Origin of the sequence: Aeromonas sp. MR19, from assembly GCF_963899305.1 — a bacterium.
Taxonomy (GTDB): domain Bacteria; phylum Pseudomonadota; class Gammaproteobacteria; order Enterobacterales; family Aeromonadaceae; genus Aeromonas; species Aeromonas bestiarum.
Window position 1 is genome coordinate 1,113,896 of sequence record NZ_CAWQWZ010000011.1, and the last position, 19,116, is coordinate 1,133,011.

At 60.5% G+C, this 19,116-nt stretch carries 22 protein-coding genes; 7 read left to right on the forward strand and 15 right to left on the reverse strand.

Annotated features, from left to right (window positions below):
* Positions 1–166: 166 nt before the first annotated feature.
* The 15 genes from AACQ95_RS10800 to glyA form a co-directional block, all read right to left on the reverse strand.
* Positions 167–1,108 (reverse strand): ABC transporter permease, encoded by a 942-nt coding sequence (locus AACQ95_RS10800; RefSeq protein WP_043140174.1) that lies wholly within the window; start codon positions 1,106–1,108, stop codon positions 167–169.
* A gap of 101 nt (positions 1,109–1,209) precedes the next feature.
* Complete coding sequence (locus tag AACQ95_RS10805) at positions 1,210–2,184, reverse strand: ABC transporter permease (RefSeq protein ID WP_043140172.1); 975 nt, start codon at positions 2,182–2,184, stop codon at positions 1,210–1,212.
* Positions 2,185–2,281: 97 nt separating this feature from the next.
* Positions 2,282–3,838: an ABC transporter substrate-binding protein gene (locus AACQ95_RS10810; RefSeq protein ID WP_241278572.1), complete on the reverse strand. Its 1,557-nt coding sequence runs from the start codon at positions 3,836–3,838 to the stop codon at positions 2,282–2,284.
* 70 nt (positions 3,839–3,908) lie between these two features.
* A complete protein-coding gene (locus AACQ95_RS10815; RefSeq protein WP_241278573.1) occupies positions 3,909–5,633 on the reverse strand; it encodes an ABC transporter ATP-binding protein in 1,725 nt (574 codons plus the stop codon).
* 511 nt (positions 5,634–6,144) lie between these two features.
* A complete protein-coding gene (locus tag AACQ95_RS10820; RefSeq protein WP_043555036.1) occupies positions 6,145–6,639 on the reverse strand; it encodes a phosphatidylglycerophosphatase A family protein in 495 nt (164 codons plus the stop codon).
* Complete coding sequence (gene thiL / locus AACQ95_RS10825; RefSeq protein ID WP_043140161.1) at positions 6,636–7,595, reverse strand: thiamine-phosphate kinase; 960 nt, start codon at positions 7,593–7,595, stop codon at positions 6,636–6,638. The genes AACQ95_RS10820 and thiL overlap by 4 nt, the downstream gene beginning before the upstream one ends.
* A gap of 57 nt (positions 7,596–7,652) precedes the next feature.
* A complete protein-coding gene (nusB, locus tag AACQ95_RS10830; RefSeq protein ID WP_042035824.1) occupies positions 7,653–8,066 on the reverse strand; it encodes a transcription antitermination factor NusB in 414 nt (137 codons plus the stop codon).
* 14 nt (positions 8,067–8,080) lie between these two features.
* Positions 8,081–8,551, reverse strand: coding sequence for a 6,7-dimethyl-8-ribityllumazine synthase (gene ribH, locus AACQ95_RS10835; protein WP_042866640.1), 471 nt, complete (start codon positions 8,549–8,551; stop codon positions 8,081–8,083).
* Between the two features lie 131 nt (positions 8,552–8,682).
* Entirely contained in the window at positions 8,683–9,792 is a 1,110-nt protein-coding gene (gene ribBA / locus AACQ95_RS10840) for a bifunctional 3,4-dihydroxy-2-butanone-4-phosphate synthase/GTP cyclohydrolase II (RefSeq protein ID WP_241278574.1), read from the reverse strand.
* Positions 9,793–9,934: 142 nt separating this feature from the next.
* Entirely contained in the window at positions 9,935–10,588 is a 654-nt protein-coding gene (locus AACQ95_RS10845; protein WP_241278575.1) for a riboflavin synthase, read from the reverse strand.
* A 55-nt stretch (positions 10,589–10,643) separates the two neighbouring features.
* Complete coding sequence (ribD, locus tag AACQ95_RS10850; RefSeq protein ID WP_043140151.1) at positions 10,644–11,753, reverse strand: bifunctional diaminohydroxyphosphoribosylaminopyrimidine deaminase/5-amino-6-(5-phosphoribosylamino)uracil reductase RibD; 1,110 nt, start codon at positions 11,751–11,753, stop codon at positions 10,644–10,646.
* 189 nt (positions 11,754–11,942) lie between these two features.
* Positions 11,943–12,392 carry a transcriptional regulator NrdR gene (gene nrdR / locus AACQ95_RS10855; protein ID WP_042866644.1) on the reverse strand — a complete coding sequence of 150 codons (450 nt, stop codon included), beginning with the start codon at positions 12,390–12,392 and terminating at the stop codon, positions 11,943–11,945.
* A 134-nt stretch (positions 12,393–12,526) separates the two neighbouring features.
* Entirely contained in the window at positions 12,527–12,859 is a 333-nt protein-coding gene (locus AACQ95_RS10860) for an NIPSNAP family protein (RefSeq protein WP_103470914.1), read from the reverse strand.
* A gap of 65 nt (positions 12,860–12,924) precedes the next feature.
* Positions 12,925–13,353 carry a hypothetical protein gene (locus AACQ95_RS10865; RefSeq protein ID WP_241278576.1) on the reverse strand — a complete coding sequence of 143 codons (429 nt, stop codon included), beginning with the start codon at positions 13,351–13,353 and terminating at the stop codon, positions 12,925–12,927.
* A gap of 108 nt (positions 13,354–13,461) precedes the next feature.
* A complete protein-coding gene (gene glyA / locus AACQ95_RS10870) occupies positions 13,462–14,715 on the reverse strand; it encodes a serine hydroxymethyltransferase (RefSeq protein ID WP_043555030.1) in 1,254 nt (417 codons plus the stop codon).
* 340 nt (positions 14,716–15,055) lie between these two features.
* On the opposite strand from glyA, the gene AACQ95_RS10875 reads away from it, so the two are divergent.
* The 7 genes from AACQ95_RS10875 to AACQ95_RS10905 all read left to right on the forward strand — a co-directional run bounded on the left by AACQ95_RS10875 (position 15,056) and on the right by AACQ95_RS10905 (position 19,097).
* Complete coding sequence (locus AACQ95_RS10875; RefSeq protein ID WP_241278577.1) at positions 15,056–15,286, forward strand: hypothetical protein; 231 nt, start codon at positions 15,056–15,058, stop codon at positions 15,284–15,286.
* A complete protein-coding gene (locus AACQ95_RS10880; RefSeq protein WP_043555027.1) occupies positions 15,276–15,563 on the forward strand; it encodes a hypothetical protein in 288 nt (95 codons plus the stop codon). Before AACQ95_RS10875 ends, AACQ95_RS10880 begins: the two co-directional genes overlap by 11 nt.
* 26 nt (positions 15,564–15,589) lie before the next feature.
* Positions 15,590–15,994, forward strand: coding sequence for a GFA family protein (locus tag AACQ95_RS10885; RefSeq protein WP_043140138.1), 405 nt, complete (start codon positions 15,590–15,592; stop codon positions 15,992–15,994).
* Between the two features lie 148 nt (positions 15,995–16,142).
* Complete coding sequence (gene torD / locus AACQ95_RS10890) at positions 16,143–16,787, forward strand: molecular chaperone TorD (protein WP_241278578.1); 645 nt, start codon at positions 16,143–16,145, stop codon at positions 16,785–16,787.
* A gap of 4 nt (positions 16,788–16,791) precedes the next feature.
* Positions 16,792–17,160, forward strand: coding sequence for a hypothetical protein (locus AACQ95_RS10895; RefSeq protein ID WP_241278579.1), 369 nt, complete (start codon positions 16,792–16,794; stop codon positions 17,158–17,160).
* A 169-nt stretch (positions 17,161–17,329) separates the two neighbouring features.
* Positions 17,330–18,469, forward strand: coding sequence for a hypothetical protein (locus tag AACQ95_RS10900; RefSeq protein WP_241278580.1), 1,140 nt, complete (start codon positions 17,330–17,332; stop codon positions 18,467–18,469).
* Positions 18,459–19,097 carry a MipA/OmpV family protein gene (locus AACQ95_RS10905; RefSeq protein WP_241278581.1) on the forward strand — a complete coding sequence of 213 codons (639 nt, stop codon included), beginning with the start codon at positions 18,459–18,461 and terminating at the stop codon, positions 19,095–19,097. The genes AACQ95_RS10900 and AACQ95_RS10905 overlap by 11 nt, the downstream gene beginning before the upstream one ends.
* Positions 19,098–19,116: the final 19 nt, after the last annotated feature.

Below are 19,116 nucleotides of genomic sequence, written 5' to 3' on the forward strand. Positions count from 1 at the left end.
CTTCTTGTTATCCATTATTTCAAACCTGTGCACACTCTGTCGCGAGAAGGGCGTCAGCAAGGTGAAGAGCAGCGCAGGAACCGGAGCGTATAGACATACGTGAGGATTCCGAGCAGCACATGAGCCTTGATCACGCCCTCGCAGTAAGTGTGAGGACAGGTTTTTATCAGCCCTTGTAGATCTTGGGGTTGAACACATCCCGCAGCCAGTCACCCAGCAGGTTGATGACCAGCACCAGCACCACCAGACAGATGCCCGGGAAGGCGGTGATCCACCAGGAGCCGGAGAAGATGTAGTTGAAGCCGACGCTGATGAGCGAGCCCAGCGATGGCTGATCCACCGGCATCCCCAATCCGAGGAAGGAGAGTGCCGCCTCGCTCATGATGGCGTTGGCCACCTGTACGGTGGAGATGACCAGTATGGGTGACAAACAGTTCGGCAGAATGTGGCGGAACATGATGCGCGGGGCACGGAACCCCATCACCTGCGCCGCTTCCACATACTCCTTCTTCTTCTCCGCCAGCACGGAGGCACGCACGGTACGGGCGTACTGCGGCCACTCGGCGATGCCGATGATCACCACCAGCATGACGATGGCAAATTCGGAGTAAACCTCGGAGCCAAAGCTGGCCTGGAAGATGGCGGAGATGATGATGGCCACCATCATGGTGGAGAACGACAGCTGCACATCGGCGAAGCGCATCAGCAGGTTGTCGATGCGGCCACCGAAGTAACCGGCGATCAGGCCGATCACGATGCCGAGCACCAGTTGCAGCCCCACCGCAAACAGCCCTATGGTCAACGAGATGCGGGCACCGTAGAGGATGGTGCTCCAGATGTCGCGGCCCTGGTTGTCGGTGCCGAGCCAGAAGCGCTCCTCGCCCCCTTCCAGCCAGGAGGGCGGCAGCTCGGCATCCATCAGATCGAAGCTGGTCTGATCGTAGACGTTGTGCGGCGCCAGCCAGGGCGCCAGCAGCGCGGCCAGCACGAACACCACGAACACCGCAAAACTGAACATGGCGACTTTATCGCGCAGGAAGTAGTAGACGATGTCGGAATTTTTAAAACGTGCCCAACGGCTTGGGCTTGCAGTTACTGCGTTACTCATGCTTACCCCTTCGTAGCCAGGTAGATAGCCGGATTGATGGCAAGACCCGCGTGGTTGCGCCATGTCAAACAGCGGCTCACAGTCACAGCGTTAGTCATCTGTTACCCCTTGGCGGTCAAGTTGACGGTCGGGTTGATGAACCCGTAGAGCAGGTCGACCAGGGTATTGGTCACCACGAAGATCAGGCCGACGAAGATGACGTAGGCGGTGATCAGCGGCGTATCGACCCTGTGGATCGCCTCGAGGAACAGGAAACCCGTCCCCGGCCACTGGAACACGCTCTCGGTCAAGATGGTGTAGGCAACCATGGTGCCGATCTGCACGCCACCGACGGTAATGACCGGCAGCATGGTGTTCTTCAGAGCGTGCTGGTAGTAGACCTTGTTGTTGTCCAGTCCCTTGGCACGGGCGAACTTGACGTATTCGGAAGAGAGCTGCTCCAGCATCTCGGAGCGCACCAGCCGGATGAACAGCGGCAGCATGATGGAGGAGAGCGACACCGCGGGCAGGATCAGGTGCTTGATGCCATCCCAGGTGAAGAAGCCCGACTCCCAGCCCAGCAGGTTAAGGGTCTCGCCACGGCCATAGGCCGGCAGCCAGCCGAGCTGGATGGAGAACAGATACATCAGCATGATCGCCGTCAGGAAGACAGGGATCGAGATGCCGATGCTGCTCACCGCCATGATGAGCTTGGTCAGGAAGCTGCGTGGCCTTATCGCCGAGTAAACCCCCAGCGGAATGGAGACGGCGACGATGATCAGTGCAGCGGCAAAGACCAGCTCAAGGGTAGCCACCAGCTTGTCGAGTATCACCTCGAGAGCGGGTCGCTTGAAGAAGTAGGAGGTGCCCAGATCCCCTTGCACTGCATTTTGCAAGAAGCGGCTGTATTTCACCAAAAAGGGATCGTTAAGGCCCATCTTTTCGCGCAACTCATGGCGCACGGACTCGGAGACGGATTGTCCCACCAGCTCGCGCAGCGGATCCCCCAGGTTGTCCTGGATGGAGAAGGCGACCAGGCTGATGACGAACATCACTATCACGGCCTGATAGAACCGTTTCAGCAGGAATGTAAACATGCTTGTCCTTCTACGTGGCCTGTGTCTTGGCACAGGCTTCTGTTAATGGCGGGGGCGCCCATGGCTGCCCCCGCCAGGTCCTTCTTTACGACCCTGCTTACTTGTTGACCACCAGGTCACCCAGGTAAGGGAAGTTCATCACGTTGACCACTGGCTTGATGTCGACGTTTTTCTTGGCGCCATAGGCCAGGTCTTCCCAGTGCAACGGCACATAGGCGGCGTCGTCGATCAGCATGGCTTCCACCTTCTGCAGGATGGCGGCACGCTTGGCCGGATCGGTTTCGGCGTTGGCCTGCTCGACCAGCTTGTCAGCCTCTGCGTTGGCATAACCGCCGCAGTTGTACTGACCCATGCCGGTCTTGGCATCCTTGGTGAAGGTCAGGAACTCGAAGAAGTTCGCACTGTCTTCGGTGTCTGAGTGCCAGCCGATCAGCTGCATGTCTGCCGCACACTTGTCAAACTCGGGCCAGTACTGGGCCACCGGCATGGTCTTCAGATCGACCTTGATGTTGATCTTGGACAGCATGGCGGAGACAGCCTGGGCAATCTTGACGTCGTTGACGTAGCGGGCAGCCGGGGAGATGAAGCTCATCTTGAAGCCCTGCTCGAAACCGGCTTCCTTCATCAGCTGCTTGGCCTTGGCCAGATCATACTGGGGCTTGAGCGCCTCGTTGTGACCGGCATAGCCTTTCGGGCTCAGCTGGCCGGCCGGGGTGCCGAAGCCTTTGTTGATCTTGTCGACTATGCCGACTTCGTTGATGGCCAGGTTGATCGCCTGACGCACGCGCTTGTCTTTCAGAGCCGGGTTGGTGTTCTGGTTCAGCTCTATGATGATGGCGCGGGTACCGGACAGGGTCACCAGTTGGGAATCCTTGCCATTCTTCACGCGCTCCAGATCGTTCGGAGCAACCGGGTAGATCATGTCCACGTCACCGCCCAGCAGGGCGGCCACACGGGTGGCGTCTTCCTTGATCGGTACCACGGTCAGGTTCTGAACGTTGCCCTTGGAAGCCTTGTCCCAGTAGTTGGCGTTGCGCACGTATTCCAGCTTGACGCCCTGCTCGCGGAACTTGACGCTGAACGGACCTGTACCGGAAACATGGGTGGAGGCATAGGAGCTGCCGTTCTTGACGATCTCGGCCTTGTCTTTACCGGTTTCATCCTTGCCGGTGTAGAACTTGGAGTCCATCGGGAATATGTAGGTAACGGTCTGCAGCACCAGCGGGAACGGCTTGGCGGTGATCAGATCGACGGTCAGATCATCGACCTTCTTCACTTCGGCGATGGGGTCGAAGATGGCCTTGAAGTCGGGAGAGGCCTTCAGGCGGTTGACGGTCCACACCACGTCATCGGCGGTGAAGTCGTTGCCGGAGTGGAACTTGACGCCCTTGCGCAGGTGAAAACGCACCGTCTTGTCGTCGATACGTTCAAACTTCTCGGCCAGACGCGGCTCGAACTTCAGATCCTGGGTGTAACGCATCAGGGGATCGAACACCAGGTGAGACATCTCCAGGGTCTGACCGGAGAGCTGCTCCTGCGGATCCAGCGAGGTGGCGTCGGAGGCGACGGCCACGGTAATGTCGGCGGCAGAGACGTTAAACGCGAGACCCGCGGCGAACAGCGCCATGGCAATCTTGGATAATCCTTTCTTCATGTCTTTCTCCATGCTTTTGGCTTTTTATTGACACTTTTTGTGACAAGCAGACCGGCGAGCCGGCTCTTTCCTAGCTTGCGATTTCCAGCCCCTCGCGGGACATTCCCTTGAACTCCGGCATCAGCGAGATCAGCTTGCGGCTGTACTCATGCTCGGCATTGGTAAACAGTTTTTCGGTCTCGGCCACTTCCACCAGATGACCGTGCTGCATCACGCCGATGCGATCACACATCTGGCGGATCACCGGCAGATCGTGACTGATGAACAGCATGGTTAGCCCGAGCTCCTGCTGCAGATCCTTGAGCAGGTTGAGGATCTGAGCCTGTACCGAGACATCCAGCGCCGAGGTAGGCTCGTCGCAGATGAGGAAGCGCGGCCGGGTCGCCAGGGCACGGGCGATGGAGATGCGCTGACGCTGACCGCCGGAGAACTCGTGGGGATACTTGACCCCGGCACCGCGGCCGAGCCCCACGTGATCGAGCAGATCGTTGACGATGCCCTCGATCTGGCTCTCGCTGCCTGCCAGCTTATGGAAGCGGATGGGCTCGGCGATGATGTCACGCACCTTCATGCGCGGGTTCATCGAGGAGTAAGGGTTCTGGAACACCATCTGCATCTGGCGGCGCAGCGGACGGCGCTCGTGCTCCCCTTTCAGAGCCGTCAGATCGATCCCCTCGAAGAAGATCTTGCCGGTATCGGGCGGATAGAGGCCTGTGATGGCACGGGCTATGGTGGATTTGCCGGAACCCGACTCCCCCACCAGACCGAAGGTTTCCCCTTCGAAGATCTCGAAGCTGATGTTGTTGCAGGCGCGCACATACTGGCGGCGGCTCGGGAAGATGGAGTCCTTGGTGACGAACCTCAGATCCACGTTCTCCACCCGCAGCAGGGCCCCCTCGTAGGTGCGCTCATCCTGACTCTGGCCGAGCCAGTGGGTCTTGAGATCGATATTGGTATCCGGCGCACTGGCATCCTCGATATAGGAGACCAGCGGGAAGCGCACCAGCTTGACGTCCGAGCGGGGCACAGCCGAGATGAGACTGCGGGTATAAGGGTGAGTGGGGCGACCCAGCACCTGTTCGGTGGTACCGAACTCCACCAGATCGCCGCGATACATGACCGCCACCTTGTCGGTGACGTTGGAGACCACACCCATGTCGTGGGTCACCAGCATGCAGCCCACCTGGCGCTCTTTGCAGAGGTTGCGGATGAGCTGGAGGATCTGATCCTGAATGGAGACGTCGAGGGCCGTGGTCGGCTCATCGGCGATGATGAGCTCGGGATCGCACGACAACGCGATGGCGATGACCACCCGCTGGCGCATGCCGCCGGAAAACTGGTGCGGATACTGCTTGATACGCAGCTCGGGCTGCGGGATCCCGACCGCGCCCATCAGCTCGAGCGCCTTGGCAAAGGCGGCATCGCGAGAGAGCTTGGTATTGGCCAGTATGGTCTCCATCAGTTGCTGTTCAACGGTGAACAGCGGATTGAGGGAGGTCATGGGATCCTGGAAGATGAAACCGATGCGGGAACCACGGATGGCCCGCATCTCGTTCTGGCTCTTGCCGGAGATGAGTTCGCCGTTGAGATAGATGTCACCACGGGCGATGCGGCCCGGCGGGCTCAGCAGATCGATGACGGCATTGCCTATGGTGGATTTACCGGCGCCAGATTCGCCCACCACACCGACGATCTCCCCTTTTTCGACACACAAAGAGAGATCTTTGACCGCGGCCAGCACCCCATAGCGGGAGGGGTACTCGATCCGCAAGTTTTTCACTTCGAGCAAGGACATGTTTACCTCTGCGGGGGACATCCGTCCCAAATAATTCGTCCGTAAATCGGCCGCAGATGCCGGTTGTGCCTTGAGTACTGATCTTGAGTGCTTTTCTGAGTAATAAACGCTCAATCCATGAGGCAGCGAAACCAGCGATCCGGGCGGGTTTTTTGCATTTTTTTGGAATAACCCGCGAGTAACTTAGACGGTTTGACCGCGAGTGTAAATGATCGGGTTATACAATTTCGCAATACTTTGCTCAGTCAGTGGCCATTGCAGCAGTCATAAATGATGACTTGTGTCACATAACTAGACTATATGACCACCATCAAGATTTTTTAGTGCTTTTACTTTCAACAAAGACGCAACAGGCGGGAATAATCACTATTGGTACAATAGTATTAAGCTTCGAATGAGTAGTGAATATTTATGTGAAATGATTTTTTAACGGCAGCATATGCCGATGAATGAAAACTAAACAGAGCTATATAGGGGGATGCCAGGCTGGCGATCCCCCTTGCGGGGAGATTCACCCCAGCCAGTATGCCAGCAATTGCATACAAAACAGGGCGAACAGGCCGGCGATGAGATCGTCCAGCATGATGCCGAGTCCGCCGTGAATGCGGCGATCGAACCAGGAGATGGGCCAGGGCTTGAACACATCGAACAGCCGGAACAGCACGAAGCCGGCCAGCACCCACTGCCAACCGGCTGGCGCCGCTATCATGGTCACGCCAAAACCTATCACCTCGTCCCAGACGATGGCACCGTGATCCGGCATGCCGATGGCATCGGTGGCACTCTGGCAGATACGAATGCCCGCCACGAACCCCACCGCCAGCAGGGCGATGAACCAGGGCGTCGGCAGACCGCTCACCAGCAGATAGAGCGGAATGGCGACCAGCGTCCCCATGGTGCCCGGCGCCCTGGGGGAGAGACCGGAGCCAAACCCCACCGCCAGCAAGTGCAGCGGGTGCTTCAGGTTCAGTCGTGTCAGCTCGGGCTTTATCCTGAACAAGCTCATGCGAAGTGATCCCACCCTTTCAGTTGCAGTTCAACCACTTGCTCGCCTCTCAGGTAGTCGATGCCCACCTCGCCCGCTACGATGCGGCCGATGCGGGTGAACTTGACGCCACAGTTGGCCAGCGCCGTATCCAGCGCGCCGCGATACTCCTCCGGCACCGTGAAACAGAGCTCGTAGTCATCGCCACCGGCCAGCGCCAGCTGCCAGGCATCCTGCTCGGGCACCGCATCCTGCAGCACGGGCGAGAGGGGCAGCAGGCCGAGATCGATCTGGGCCCGCACCCCGGAGGCCTTGAGGATATGGCCGAGATCCGAGGAAAGCCCGTCGGAGAGATCCAGCGCACTGCTCGCCAGCCCGCGCAGGGCCTGCCCTGCCAGAATGCGGGGATGGGGATGATCGAGCCGTGGCAGCACGGCGGCCAGCTGGTTCTCGTTGAGGCTGCGCTTGCCGAGCAGATGGGAGAGCGCCAGGGCGGCATCCCCCAGGGTGCCGGTGACATAGATGCCGTCGCCGGCCTTGGCACCGCTGCGCATCAGGGCGCGACCGGCGGGGACGGATCCCTTCACCGAGACTGTGATGGAGAGCGGGCCGCGGGTCATGTCCCCCCCCACCAGCGCCACGTTGTAGTATTCGGCCAGTTCGAGAAAGCCTTCGGCAAAGCCGGCGACCCAGGGTTCGTTGATGGCCGGCAGCGTCAGTGCCAGCGACACCCAGCGCGGCTCGGCGCCCATGGCGGCAAGGTCGGACAGATTGACCGCCAGTGCCTTGTAGCCGAGATCCACCGGATCCATGTCGGGGAAGAAGTGGACGCCGCTCACCAGGGTATCCGTGCTCACCGCCAGCTGAGTATCGGCCGGCAGGGTCAACAGGGCGCAGTCATCTCCAGGGCCCATCACCACGTCCTTGCGGGCGTGGGGGACCTTGAAGTACTTATCAATCAGCTCAAATTCACCCATACAGTAAAAAGCCAGCGGTTAGGCTGGCTCCTCTCTTAATGCTGACGGACAGCAGGATCAACGCTTGGCCAGCGTCTTGATCACCTTGTCCAGTACACCGTTGACAAACTTGTGGCTGTCATCGGCAGCAAAGGCCTTGGCCAACTCGATCGCTTCGTTGATCACCACACGCGGCGGCACATCATCACGACGGGTCAGCTCATAGGTCGCCAGACGCAGGATCGCCTTGTCCACCATGTCCACTTCTTCCAGCGGACGGGAGAGGAAAGGAGAAAACACCTTGTCCAGCTCGTTGCAGTGGAGGGCTACCCCGAACAGCAGATCGCGGAAATAGTTCAGGTCCACACCCTTGGTGTCCTGATCTATCTTGAACTGCTCTTCGATGTCGCCCACGTTGGCCCTGGTCATCTGCCACTGGTAGATGGCCTGGGTGGCGCAATGGCGGGCTTTACGGCGCTCGGACGGTTTCAATGTACTTCTCCTCGTTACACGTCCAGCTGTTTCAGGACGTTGATCATTTCGAGCGCGCTCAGTGCAGCCTCTGCACCCTTGTTACCCGCCTTGGTACCGGCGCGCTCGATGGCTTGTTCAATGTTTTCTGTGGTCAATACGCCGAAGGCAACGGGAATTTCATATTCCATCATTACCTGGGCCAGGCCCTTGCCGTTCTCGCTCGCCACCAGCTCGAAGTGGTAGGTGCCACCACGGATGACGGTGCCCAGCGCGACTATGGCGTCGTATTGACCACTCTTGGCCAGCTTCTTGGCCGCTAGAGGGATTTCGACGGCGCCCGGCACGCGCACCAGGGTCAGATTGCTGTCCTGGATCTGGCCTTGACGCTTCAGCACGTCCACAGCACCGTCCACCAGGCTTTCGTTGATGAAGCTGTTGAAACGGGCAACGACAATAGCAACGCGCGCCTCAGGAGCGGCGATATTTCCTTCGATAACCTTCATTGGAAATCCTGTATCTGTGCAATCAAAAGGGGCCGGAGTCAAAAGTGCGCACATTCTAGCACAACAGACCCACGACAAAAACCATGGCCGCAACGGGCGGCCATGATCTCAATGTCATTCGGACGACGCGCTTATTCGCCCACGTATTCCACCACTTCCAGGCCGAAACCACCGAGGGCGTGATACTTCTTGGGGGAGCTCAACAGCCGCATCTTGCCGACCCCCAGCGTCTTGAGGATCTGGGAGCCCACGCCGACCCGGCGCGAGGTGCCCTGCCACTTGGCCCCTTCCGGTTGCAGCCCCTTGTCGGCGGCTTCAAAGCCCTTGACCCGGGCCAGCAGCTCCTCGCCGTGGGCCTCGGCCCCCAGGATCACCAGCACACCACCTTCCTGGGCGATGCGGGCCATGGATTTGGGCAACGGCCAGCTGCGGGCGGCGTGACGGTCGGTCAGCAGCAGATCGCTCAGCACATCGTGCAGATGGACCCGCACCAGGGTCGGCTGCTCGGCCTGTACTTCGCCTTTCTTCAGGGCAAAGTGCACCTGGTTGTCTATGGTGTCGCGGAAGGTGATGAGGTCGAACTCGCCGTATTCGGTAGGCAGCTTGCACTCGGCCACCTTCTCGACCGTGGTCTCGTGCTGGTTGCGGTATTCGATAAGGTCGGCAATGGTGCCGAGCTTGATGCCGTGCTGCTCGGCGAAGATCTCCAAATCAGGACGGCGCGCCATGGTGCCATCCTCGTTGAGGATCTCGACGATGACGGAGGCCGCCTCGTAGCCCGCCAGCCGTGCCAGATCGCAGCCCGCTTCGGTGTGACCGGCGCGGGTCAGCACGCCGCCATCCTGCGCCATCAGCGGGAATATGTGGCCCGGCTGCACCAGATCGGCGGCCTTGGCATTGGGCGCCACCGCAGCCTGTACCGTGACGGCGCGATCGGCAGCCGAGATGCCTGTGGTCACCCCTTCGGCCGCTTCTATGGTGACGGTGAAGGCGGTGGAGAACTGGGCATTGTTGCGATCAACCATCAGCGGCAGCGCCAGCTGCTTGCAGCGATCCCGGGTCAGGGTCAGGCAGATGAGACCACGGCCATAGCGGGCCATGAAGTTGATATCCTCCGGGCGGACACAGGAGGCGGCTATGATGAGGTCCCCTTCGTTCTCCCTGTCTTCGTCATCCATCAGGATCACCATCTTGCCAGCCTTGATATCGGCAATGATTTCCTGGGTTGTGCTCAGCGCCATGGGTTACTCCATCAACATGCTTCGGGGATTGAGCCTGCCGGCTCGACTTGATACGGGATTATTCTGCTCTAGATGGGGGCACAAGACCCCATTTCAATCGGATCGGGATCACAGAAAAGCGTTTTTCCCGCGGCATCGGCCGTTACAGGAAGCCGGACCGGGCCAGCTTTTCCAGCGTCAGGGTCGATGACGAGCTGTCATGGGCCTTGCCTTGCATCAGTCGCTCCAGATAGCGGGCTATCTGATCCACCTCGAGATTCACGCTATGGCCCGGTTTCCAGCGCGCTATGGTGGTCTCCTGCGCCGTGTGGGGCACTATGGTCAGGCGGAACAAGTCCCCCTGCACGGCGTTGACCGTCAGGCTGATGCCGTCCACCGCGATCGAGCCCTTCTCCGCTATGTAGCGGGAGAGCGACCCTGGCGCCTTGATCCAGTATTCGATGGCGCGGCCGCTGCTGGACTTGCTCTTCACCTCCCCCACTCCGTCCACATGACCGGAGACCAGATGGCCGCCCAAGCGGGAGCTGGGCATCAGCGCCTTCTCCAGATTGACGGGATCGCCCACCTTGGCAGTGGCAAAGCCGGTGCACGACAGGGTCTCCAGCGACACGTCGGCACTGTAGCGCTGGTCGCCAAGGCCAATCACAGTCAGGCAGACACCGTTGGTGGCGATGGAGTCACCCAGTTTGACGTCACTGAAATCCAGGGTCGGGGCCTGGACGGTGAGAACCATGTCTTCACCCTGGCGACGCAGCTCGGCCAGGGTGCCCACAGCTTCGATAATTCCGGTAAACATGCAGATCACCTTGCTGATGACGGGGCCGGGCAGGCCCCAGATAAATATTGAAAAATCAGGCTATTTTCGCCGTGATGCGAATGTCCTGCCCCACCAGCCGCACATCCTTGATGTTGAGCTTGGGTGCCTGGAACAGCCGGGTGAGTTCAGGCAGATGGAACAGGCCACGCCCCTCATCCCCCATCAGTCTGGGCGCCTGGTAGAGCACCAGCTCATCCACCAGCCCCTTGTTCAGCAGGGCGCCACACAGCCGCGGCCCCGCCTCCACCAGCACGGAGTTGATGTGCTGCTTGGCCAGCAGCATGAAGAGGCTGACCAGATCCAGCTTGCCATCCAGCAGCGGCAGCTCCAGTTGCTGCACCCAGGCCGGCCAGTCGCCGGCCGCCTTGTGGCGGGCCAGCAAGACAGGGCCTGTGCTCTGGAACAGGGGCAGGTCCGGGGTGAGCCGGTTTTGCGAGTCGACTATGACCCGCAGCGGCTGGCGCAACGTCTCTTTGGGGTAGCTGGCCTTGACCGAGGGGGGCAGCTCGTCCCAGCGCACGGTCAGCGAGGCGCCATCGGCCAGCACGGTTTCGGCGCTGGAGAGCACGGCGTCGTGACGGGCCCGCAGTCGCTGCACATCGGCGCGGGCCAGGGGACCCGTTATCCACTGGCTCTCACCGCTTGCCATGGCGGTGCGGCCATCCAGGCTGGCGCCGAGCTTGACCGTCACCTGCGGGAAAGCGGTGCGCATCCGCTTGAAGAAGCCCGGATTGAGTGCCTCGGCCTCGGCGCTGAGCAGGCCGAAGTCAGTCTTGATGCCGGCCTCAGACAACATGCGCAGCCCGCGTCCGCCCACCTCGGGATTGGGATCGACCATGGCGGCCACCACCCGGGTCACCCCGGCCTTGATCAGCGCCTCGGCACAGGGCGGGGTACGGCCATAGTGGGAACAGGGCTCCAGGGTCACATAGGCGGTGGCGCCACGGGCCTGTTCACCGGCGGCATGCAGGGCATAGACCTCGGCATGGGGTTCGCCGGCACGCTTGTGCCACCCCTCACCGACCACAACGCCGGCTTTCACCAGCACGGCACCGACGCAAGGGTTGGGCGCCGTGGTATAGCGGCCGCGGCGGGCCAGTTCGAGGGCCCGACTCATCCATTGGTAATCATCTTGACTAAACATCTGAGCTCCCGTTCAAAGCGAGAAAATGGGCGTTGCAGGTTCGATTAGCGCAGCGTGATCGGACGTTGAGAAAGCTTGTTTCTCCAACTTCGTAATCTCTTCGCCGCTTCTTGCCATAAACAAGGCGAATCTCTTCGACGCTGCGATAGGGGGAAACGAAGCGGATATCAGTTTGCCCACCCGACAGCGTTACTTCTCCAGCTTGGCGATCTCTTCGCCAAATTCACGAATGTCTTCGAAGCTGCGATAGACGGAGGCGAAGCGGATATAGGCGACCTTGTCCAGGCCCTTGAGCTCATCCATCACCAGGTTGCCCACCAGCTGGGAGGCGACTTCGCGCTCACCTGTGGCCCGCAGGCGGGACTTGATGTGATTGACCCCCTTCTCGATGGCCTCCATGCTCACCGGCCGCTTCTCCAGTGCCCGCAGTATGCCGGCACGCAGCTTGTCTTCGTTGAAGGGTTCACGGGAGCCGTTGGACTTGATGACGCGGGGCATCACCAGCTCGGCCATCTCGAAGGTAGTGAAGCGCTCGTGACAGAGCAGACACTCACGACGGCGGCGCACCTGATGGCCTTCTGCCACCAGACGGGAATCGATCACCTTGGTATCAACGGCACTACAGAAAGGGCAATGCATCTGACCTCCGGCGTTAACTGAAAAGGCACCTGCCCCGCGGGGTCAGGATCTTGGTCGGCCAGTGTAGCACGGCCATCCAAAGCCGGTAAAAGCCCAGAAAAACAATATGTCACCGCAGCTGCACCTTGGCCGTCTCAGCCAGTGCGCAGCGCCTCTATGGCCCCGCCTGGCAACCAAAGCACAGTATTTTCATCCCCCTCGATCAGCGCAACGATGGCCTCTCTCGGGCCTGTTTGCCAGGCCTTGGTCCCATAGAATGCCGCCTGGGAGCGGTTCAGATGCTCAAGGTCATCGTAGGCCCGCATCAGAAAATAGGCGTCCGGATCATGCAAGGAGGGGCCATGGCTCACCACATCCATCCCCCAGGCAAGGTGCAAGGGCAGGCTCTGCTCGGTGACCAGCCGATGAAAAGCCGCCCGGCTCCCGGCCTTGAGCCGATAGCTCCGGATCTCCAGCACTCGCTTCATCACGCTTTCTCCTGCTAAAAACGGTGTAAAAATGCCCGTATGGCGCCACTCAATCGACCAGAGGCTCAATCGTCATAGGGCAAGGCGTCGGGGTCGCAGTCCACATGGTCGGGCGCCGGGTCTTGCTCGAACTGCACCGCATCGATATGGGTGTGGCCCTGCATCAGCGCCTTGCTCACCCTGTGCATGCCATCCATGACCCTGCCCGCACTGTCCAGAATGATGGGATAGGCGAGGTCGACGGCCAGCATCAGCTGACAGTGCTCGACTATGCTGCGCACCGTGGGCCGGATGTTCCCATGCCCGTACCAGTGCTCACTATCGAGCTCCGCGATCTGCGAGAGCGGCACAGCTTGCACCGGCAGCCTGCGGCTCAGCCGCACCAGGCGGCGCACATCCCAGGCCAGCAGGCCCTCGGGGCTTGGGCGAAAGTGATACTGGGCGCGGATGGCAGAGATGAGTTCCTCATCACTGAGCCCGGTCTGATTTGGCATGATGTCTCCTCTGTCGGTCGAATGAGTACAGCCCTATGGCAAGGCCGGAGCAGAAACAACAATGCCACCCTGGGGTGGCATTGTTTTTATACCAGAGTCTCTGGCGTATCAGGCATAAACCGGGAAACGACGGCAGATATCCAGTACCTGCTCGCGCACTGTGGCCAGCACGGCATCGTTGTCATGGTTGTCCAGCACGTCGCAGATCCAGTTGGTCAGCTGAATGGACTCGGCTTCCTTGAAACCACGGCGGGTGATGGCCGGGGTACCGATCCGCACACCCGAGGTGACGAACGGAGAGCGCGGGTCGTTCGGCACCGAGTTCTTGTTGACGGTGATGTTGGCCTTGCCAAGGGCGGCATCGGCTTCTTTACCGGTCAGCTCGCGGCCGATCAGGTCAACCAGCATGAGATGGTTGTCGGTACCGCCGGAGACGATCTTGTAACCACGCTCGATGAAGGTCGCGGCCATGGCCTTGGCGTTTTTCACTACCTGAGCCTGATAGGTCTTGAACTCGGGCTCAAGCGCTTCTTTGAACGCCACGGCTTTACCGGCGATGACATGCATCAGCGGGCCACCCTGACCGCCCGGGAAGACGGCGGAGTTCAGCTTCTTGTAGAGCTCTTCGTCGTCAGCGGCGGAGAGGATCAGACCACCACGGGGACCGGCCAGGGTCTTGTGGGTGGTGGAGGTGACCACGTGGGCGTGGGGCACAGGGTTCGGGTAGACGCCAGCGGCAATCAGACCGGCCACGTGCGCCATGTCGACGAACAGCCAGGCACCGATCTTGTCGGCGATTTCGCGCATGCGCGCCCAGTCAACCACGCCTGAGTAGGCGGAGAAGCCACCTATCATCATCTTCGGCTTGTGCTCGACCGCCAGACGTTCCATCTCGTCATAGTCGATCTTGCCGGACTCATCGATACCGTAAGGAATGATGTTGTACAGCTTGCCGGAGAAGTTGACCGGGGAGCCGTGGGTCAGGTGACCACCGTGGGCCAGGTTCATGCCCAGCACGGTATCGCCCGGCTGCAGCAGGGCCATGTAGACGGCGCTGTTGGCCTGGGAGCCGGAGTGCGGCTGCACGTTGGCATAGGTGGCACCAAACAGTTCCTTGGCGCGCTCGATGGCCAGGGTTTCGACCACGTCGACGTACTCGCAACCACCGTAGTAGCGCTTGGCCGGATAGCCTTCGGCGTACTTGTTGGTCAACTGGGAGCCCTGGGCTTCCATGACGCGGGGGCTGGTGTAGTTCTCAGACGCGATCAGCTCGATATGCTCTTCCTGACGACGGGTCTCGTCTGTGATGGCCTGCCACAGCTGGGGATCATAGCCTGCGATGGTCATGTCACGTTTCAACATCCGTTTCTCTCCTGAAAATCGTTTGCGCGTTAGGTGAAGTGGGCAGCGGCATTGTAACGTGAGCGAGATCAAAGAGACAGTCCAACCACCCAAAAAATTGTTTAAAAAATGTAAAATGTGTCGCAAATATCCAAGCCAGCGTCAGTTGCCCAGTCTCCCGAGCGGGGGCCGGTCAAGGCCCTCTTTCCCATGCATCCTTCCCTGCTGTTCACTCCTCCGCAACGCAGCAAGCACAGCCAACAAACAGCAAAAACCAGAGCCGGATCATGGATATAGCGTTTACTAACAGATAACATCTTTGCGTGGCACAGTGGTTGCCCAGCCAAGATGGAGGCTAACAATGCCGAGCAAGGCCCTCACCCTGCTCCCGATGGATCTGGATCTGCACCTTCCCCTGGCGCTCACCCTCCGCCAGCACACCAGCCAACCCGGGGTGGGTGGCGACGACCGCCTGACTGAGCCGCCCAGCCGCCGCCGGCCGCCCCATTGCAACGCCATGTTCCCGACCCACTTCCGCCTCTGTCTTCCTTCTCTGTACCGGCTCTATACGGGAGTACGCCATGATGGATAACCTGATGCTTTTTCTGATCATATCGGTATTCGCTGTTTTCTATTGGGTCTACTATACCGGCAGTCGCAAGAGCCCCTTTGCCCACCAGTGGGAGGCCTTGCCCACCCGGGAGCAGTATCTGGCCGCCCATCCGGAGGCCGTCGATGGCGATATCATCTTCTGCATTCATTGCGGCCATCATGAGCAGCTGGACGTCGGCCTGCTGCATCAGACCGACTTCCGGCGCCAGCATATCTGCACCCGTTGCAAGCAGGCGCTCTACCGCGAAGAGCGCTGAATCATCCTCAGCCAAGGAACCGCAAGATGAAACAATTGACCGCCAGCTGCCTGTGTGGCGCCGTGGCCCTGAGCCTGCCCGACCGGTTCGACTACCTGGGCAACTGCCACTGCTCCGAGTGCCGCAAGTTCTCCGGTGCCGATTACGCCCCGGTCGGCGGACTGGACGGTGACAAGGTCACTGTCACCCGTGGTGAAGAGGCCATCAGCCGCTTTCAGAAATCCCCCGAGACCAGCCTCGCCTTCTGCCGCCACTGCGGCTCCAGCCTGTTCAGCGAGAAGCGCAGCAGCGGCAAGCTGAACCTGCGCCTCGGCATCCTCAACGAGGCGCCGACCCAGCGACCCGGCTTCCACATCTTCGTTGGATCCAAGGCCCCCTGGCACGAGATCTGTGATGCACTGCCGCAGTTCGAGACCCGCCCCACGCCCTGACGTCGTCGCCGACATGCCCTGAAAACGTCGCCTCCGGCGGCGTTTTTGCTGGCCTGTTCGGTGAATTGTCACCTATGGGTTAACTTTTCTGCCAAAGCCGTTAGAATCGGGCTCACTCTGTTTCCCGCTTGCCATCCACGGAGGAAAAATGCAGGAATTTCTGGCCACTAGCGAACGTCGGGCCGAACTGTACTGGTGGTTTGCCACCCTGTTTAGCGCCCAGCTCAGCGATGAACAGATCGCCGAATACGACAGCTACGATGTGCGAAGCTTCCTGAAGAGCCTCTCCACGCTGGATCCCATGCGCCCGGCCGTCGCCGAGCTCAACGAGGCCATCGCCCGCCTGCTGGTGCGCCCGGATCGGGCCAGGGCCCTGGCGGCCGATTTCAAGGCGCTGTTTCTGGCCGACCCGGCCGTTCAGCCTTATGAATCCGCCCATCTGACGGCCGCATCCCTGCTACGCATGCAGCAACGGCTGGCACGGCTCGCCATCGACGTCAGCGCCAAGTACCCGCAGCCGGTCGATCATCTGGGAGTCGAGCTGGATCTGATGGGCAATCTCATCATACGCGCCGCCGAAGCCACCAGTGCCGATCAGCGTGAGCTGTGGCTCGGCGAGCAGGAAGAGTTGCTGCACACTCATCTGCTGGTCTGGTTCCCCCATTTCGAGGCCGCCTGCCGCGCCGCCGATCCATTCGGCTTCTATGGCGCCAGCGCCCGCCTGCTGGGGGTATTCCTCACCATGGATGCCAACTACCTCAGCCTGGTCAAACCGGCCCGTTCCGCCGACTGATTCGATGAAAACCGCCCTGTTGCTGATCGCCTGCTGGCTGCTGACCCTGATCCCGCAGGATCAGGGTCTGACGCCGCTCTTCAGCCTGCTGTTCCATCCGGACAGAGACTTGTATGGTACGGCACAGCTCACCGGCTTTGGCGGCATATTGCTGACCCTCTACCTCGCCAACCTGGGGGTGGAGGTGGTGCTGCGCCGCCGCTTTCAGATAGCCGGCATGCTCACCTTGCTGGCCGCCTGGATAGGTTTTATCAATGCCAGCGGCAGCGAGGCCCACTGGCTCTTGTTACTTGCCCTCTCCCTGCCCTTTCAGGTGCTCGGCCTGCTGGTGCTGGCGCGCGGCATTCAGGCATTCGGCCGCCAGAAGGGCTGAAAAAGCGCCAAAAGTATTACAAATCATGACAGCCGGATCCGCAGATACCCCGTTATCGCGGGGCTGACGCAACCACAGCCGGTAACATCCGCTTACATTCAGCTCCCATTCAGTTTTGTTGCAACCGTTATAGTGCCGCTCCTTTTCCCACCGATACAGGAGCAACCCCATGCCTCCACAGGACGCACGCATCACGGGTCTCGACCTGTTGCGAGGGCTCGTCATCTTCATGGCCGTCTTCGAACACTACACCGGCTACCTCAACTACTGGTACATCGACTTCTTCACCCGGGAACAGGCCCTGTGGGACAGCTTCTATCTGTCGCACAAGGCCATGGCCGGCCATCTGCTGCCCATGGATCACACCACGGCCCAGGTTTCGGCCTGGCTCATTCCCTGGGTGAGCCAGATCTACCTGGCCCTGGCGGCCTTCAACCTGAGCCGTCGCGATCAGGCCGGTTTCAGACCGCAGCTGGGCGGCAAGCTGGTGCTGTTTGCCAGCATCATTCTGGTGCTCTATGTCGAAGGACTGGTCATAGCCCCCAACTTCGGCGAGGCCATCTCCTTCTATCCGGTCATGCTGTGGATGTGCCTGCTGGCGCTCTTCTCGCTGGTCTACGCCTGGTTCGGCATTCGCGGCATGCTGCTGCTGACCCTGCTCAGCCTGCTGCTGGATCAACTCGGCGTGCAGACCCTGCTCGGCCACATCGACGGCTGGATGAAGCTGCATGTGCACCCCGACTATGAGCTGGATGCCCGCCTCGATCTCTTCATGGCCAGCGGCTGCTTCGGCTTCCTGTATGGCTGGTGCTGGCATCAGCGTCCCCAATGGCGGGATCGCCTCAACGGCCTGGTGCTCACCCTCTCCCTCATAGCCCTCGCCGTTTACCTTGTGTTTGGCGAGAGCAGTTCGGTCGAACTCAACGACATCTACGCCAACGAGCATGAGCTGGCGATGGACATGACGGGCCGCGCCGGGATCTGGGGCATGGAGTTTCTGGTGATCGGGGTCGTGCTCTGGCTGCATCAGCGCAACATCCGCCTGTGCTGGCGCCCGCTCAACTGGATCGGCATGTATTCGCTGACCGTCTTCATCTTCCACAAGAGCATCTTCGTGCACCTGTGGGGCCCCTTGTTGCTGTGGTGGACTGCGCGCCAGGGCACCATATTGCCCAACAGCTTCGGCCTCATCATGGCACTCAGTGCCACCAGCGTGCTGCTCATCTACGCCTTCCAGCGCTCCGGCATCATCTGCCACCTGATGGGCATGCATCAGGACAGAGACTGGGTGCGGCTCTATGGCAAGTAGTCATCGCTGGCCGCTGCTGGCCCTTGCCCTGGCGTTGCCCCTGTCAGCCAAGGAGCCGGACAACCAGTGGCAAGTGGGCGGCCAGTGGCAGCTTGGCAGCAATCAGGCGGGGGTCAGCGCCGACGCCAGCATGCAGTTCTGGCTCGCCTATGAACGGGAGACCCAGGTCGGCCTGCTCTTCGCCGATGGCCAGAGCGCCGGGCTGGCCTTGCCGCTATATAAAAAGAGCTTCTTTGCGGTCGGCGTCGCTCCCATGCAGGTGGTCGATCGCACTCGCTTCAGCGCGCTCTGGCGCCTCGGCTGGCAGCTGGACGAGGATCATCAGCTGACCCTGGGCCAGCTCTATGATGTCACCGGCCGCTATGGCCAGATCTGGTATATGGAGCACAGCCTGCCGCTGCCGGCAGATCTCTCCCTCAACCTCTGGCTGACCCGGGGCAGTCAGGCGCACATGGCAGCCTATGATGCCGATGCGGGTTGGCGGGACTGGGGGCTCACGCTGGAGCGCAGCTGGGCCTGGCAGCAGTGGCGGCTTGGCACCGAGCTCGGGGCCAAGCGGTGGCTGATCAAGGAGCACGACTGGCAGCCTGTGGTGTACCTGACCCTGAGCTATCGCTTCAGCTGGTAGCGCCCCCACCACGGCACCT

What these genes read in the sequence shown, in the direction of transcription:
- AACQ95_RS10905 (WP_241278581.1), top strand. Translation starts at nt 18,459, where the DNA reads ATGGCAAGTAGTCATCGCTGGCCGCTGCTGGCCCTTGCCCTGGCGTTG.
- thiL (WP_043140161.1), bottom strand. Translation starts at nt 7,595, where the DNA reads ATGGGTGAATTTGAGCTGATTGATAAGTACTTCAAGGTCCCCCACGCC.
- glyA (WP_043555030.1), bottom strand. Translation starts at nt 14,715, where the DNA reads ATGTTGAAACGTGACATGACCATCGCAGGCTATGATCCCCAGCTGTGG.
- AACQ95_RS10800 (WP_043140174.1), bottom strand. Translation starts at nt 1,108, where the DNA reads ATGAGTAACGCAGTAACTGCAAGCCCAAGCCGTTGGGCACGTTTTAAA.
- AACQ95_RS10820 (WP_043555036.1), bottom strand. Translation starts at nt 6,639, where the DNA reads ATGAGCTTGTTCAGGATAAAGCCCGAGCTGACACGACTGAACCTGAAG.
- AACQ95_RS10810 (WP_241278572.1), bottom strand. Translation starts at nt 3,838, where the DNA reads ATGAAGAAAGGATTATCCAAGATTGCCATGGCGCTGTTCGCCGCGGGT.
- AACQ95_RS10815 (WP_241278573.1), bottom strand. Translation starts at nt 5,633, where the DNA reads ATGTCCTTGCTCGAAGTGAAAAACTTGCGGATCGAGTACCCCTCCCGC.
- AACQ95_RS10860 (WP_103470914.1), bottom strand. Translation starts at nt 12,859, where the DNA reads ATGAAGCGAGTGCTGGAGATCCGGAGCTATCGGCTCAAGGCCGGGAGC.
- AACQ95_RS10875 (WP_241278577.1), top strand. Translation starts at nt 15,056, where the DNA reads ATGCCGAGCAAGGCCCTCACCCTGCTCCCGATGGATCTGGATCTGCAC.
- AACQ95_RS10900 (WP_241278580.1), top strand. Translation starts at nt 17,330, where the DNA reads ATGCCTCCACAGGACGCACGCATCACGGGTCTCGACCTGTTGCGAGGG.
- ribBA (WP_241278574.1), bottom strand. Translation starts at nt 9,792, where the DNA reads ATGGCGCTGAGCACAACCCAGGAAATCATTGCCGATATCAAGGCTGGC.
- nrdR (WP_042866644.1), bottom strand. Translation starts at nt 12,392, where the DNA reads ATGCATTGCCCTTTCTGTAGTGCCGTTGATACCAAGGTGATCGATTCC.
- ribH (WP_042866640.1), bottom strand. Translation starts at nt 8,551, where the DNA reads ATGAAGGTTATCGAAGGAAATATCGCCGCTCCTGAGGCGCGCGTTGCT.
- ribD (WP_043140151.1), bottom strand. Translation starts at nt 11,753, where the DNA reads ATGTTTAGTCAAGATGATTACCAATGGATGAGTCGGGCCCTCGAACTG.
- torD (WP_241278578.1), top strand. Translation starts at nt 16,143, where the DNA reads ATGCAGGAATTTCTGGCCACTAGCGAACGTCGGGCCGAACTGTACTGG.
- AACQ95_RS10845 (WP_241278575.1), bottom strand. Translation starts at nt 10,588, where the DNA reads ATGTTTACCGGAATTATCGAAGCTGTGGGCACCCTGGCCGAGCTGCGT.
- AACQ95_RS10880 (WP_043555027.1), top strand. Translation starts at nt 15,276, where the DNA reads ATGATGGATAACCTGATGCTTTTTCTGATCATATCGGTATTCGCTGTT.
- AACQ95_RS10885 (WP_043140138.1), top strand. Translation starts at nt 15,590, where the DNA reads ATGAAACAATTGACCGCCAGCTGCCTGTGTGGCGCCGTGGCCCTGAGC.
- AACQ95_RS10865 (WP_241278576.1), bottom strand. Translation starts at nt 13,353, where the DNA reads ATGCCAAATCAGACCGGGCTCAGTGATGAGGAACTCATCTCTGCCATC.
- AACQ95_RS10805 (WP_043140172.1), bottom strand. Translation starts at nt 2,184, where the DNA reads ATGTTTACATTCCTGCTGAAACGGTTCTATCAGGCCGTGATAGTGATG.
- AACQ95_RS10895 (WP_241278579.1), top strand. Translation starts at nt 16,792, where the DNA reads ATGAAAACCGCCCTGTTGCTGATCGCCTGCTGGCTGCTGACCCTGATC.